Source organism: Bartonella sp. AU18XJBT (genome assembly GCF_028618595.1).
Taxonomy (GTDB): domain Bacteria; phylum Pseudomonadota; class Alphaproteobacteria; order Rhizobiales; family Rhizobiaceae; genus Bartonella.
Genome location: NZ_JAQITE010000160.1, coordinates 1 through 560, shown reverse-complemented (window position 1 = coordinate 560; position 560 = coordinate 1). Strand labels below are relative to the sequence as shown.

Below are 560 nucleotides of genomic sequence, written 5' to 3'. Positions count from 1 at the left end.
TGCGCTGTTGTGGGATGACGATGCAAAAGGCTTTGTAGCCAAGCATGGAGAAAAAGATGGTGAGAAGACAAACAGCAAGATCACATCGCTTGCGAATGGTTCTATAGCATCAGCTTCGAGCGATGCGATTACGGGTGGACAGATTTATGATCTTCAAAAACAGTTTGCTGGCTATTTGGGTGGTGGTGCTGGTTATAATGAGGAAGGCGAATGGAAAGCTCCAAGCTATAACTTATCCAGTATTGATAAAGACGGTAAGGTAGATGAAAAAACCTATGAGGATGTTGGTTTGTCCTTTAAAGGACTTGATGACAATATCAAGACTGTTAACGCTCGTATTAAAGAAGTCTCAGAGGGTGTTGCGCAGGCTTCTTTATCATGGAGTAATGAGAGTAACGCTTTTGTAGCCTTGCATGGAAAAGAAGGTGAAAAAACAAACAGCAAGATCACATCGCTTGCGAATGGTTCTATAGTATCAGGTTCGAGTGATGCGGTTAATGGCGGACAAATTTATGATCTGAATCAGTCTCTAGCAAAGTATTTTGGCGGTGATGCTAAGT

At 42.1% G+C, this 560-nt stretch carries 1 pseudogene; it reads left to right on the top strand.

Annotated elements, in window-relative coordinates:
- Nucleotides 1-560: pseudogene (locus tag PVV60_RS10695) on the top strand (adhesin); the annotation flags it as partial.